The organism is Anoxybacillus ayderensis, assembly GCF_000833605.1.
Lineage (GTDB): Bacteria > Bacillota > Bacilli > Bacillales > Anoxybacillaceae > Anoxybacillus > Anoxybacillus ayderensis.
On the sequence record NZ_JXTG01000068.1, the window covers coordinates 1 to 693 of the forward strand.

At 61.3% G+C, this 693-nt stretch carries 1 pseudogene; it reads right to left on the minus strand.

The features are described from left to right. Positions 1-693, minus strand: a pseudogene (locus JV16_RS14950) (ISLre2-like element ISGsp3 family transposase); the annotation flags it as partial.

A 693-nucleotide genomic window follows, 5' to 3' on the forward strand; every position in this document is an offset into this window, starting at 1 on the left:
CCGTCCTGCCTTCCGTTTGGCCTGTTCAACCCGCTTGGACTTCGTCGAGGCCGAGGCTGCCGTTCGGGTCTCTTCTTCCTCCACCAACTGCCCATTTCTCCGCCAAATCCCGTCGATTCGGGCTGCCATCGCCCTCAGAAACGCCCGAAGCCCTTGGTCTTTCCAGCTGCGGCGGGATTTCACCCGATGCGCAAACCGGCTCATCACGCTCTCGGCGTGGCCCATCGGACGCATGCCGGTCGTCTCCACCCCTTGCTCCGACAGCCACTCCCGATAGTCCCGGATGCATCCCGGCATCGACTCGATCCGACGGATCATGGCAGCCATCTGCTTCTCTTTCGCTTCGTCCTCCAACGTGCCGACCGCGCTGTTCAGCTCCACCAGAAGCCCCTCTTCGTCTTGTTTCGCCAGCTTCTTCCGCACCTCCCGCCAACGCGGATGGCCGGACAGACACTGACGCAGCTCCCGCGCCACATGAAATCGATCCAGCTGAAAGCAGGCTCGCTTTCCAAAATACTCCCGGCAGGCTGTGATCCACGACGCCGCGTCGCCGTTGATGATCAAAAGGTCCCGGCACGGGTCATAGGCATATTCGTTCATCAGCCACTCTTCAAACCGTTCCCACACGTCTCCCGCCCCTTCATGGAGGTAGTGGCGCCGGTTCACGAGCTCGAGCTGCGAACCGTTTCGTTT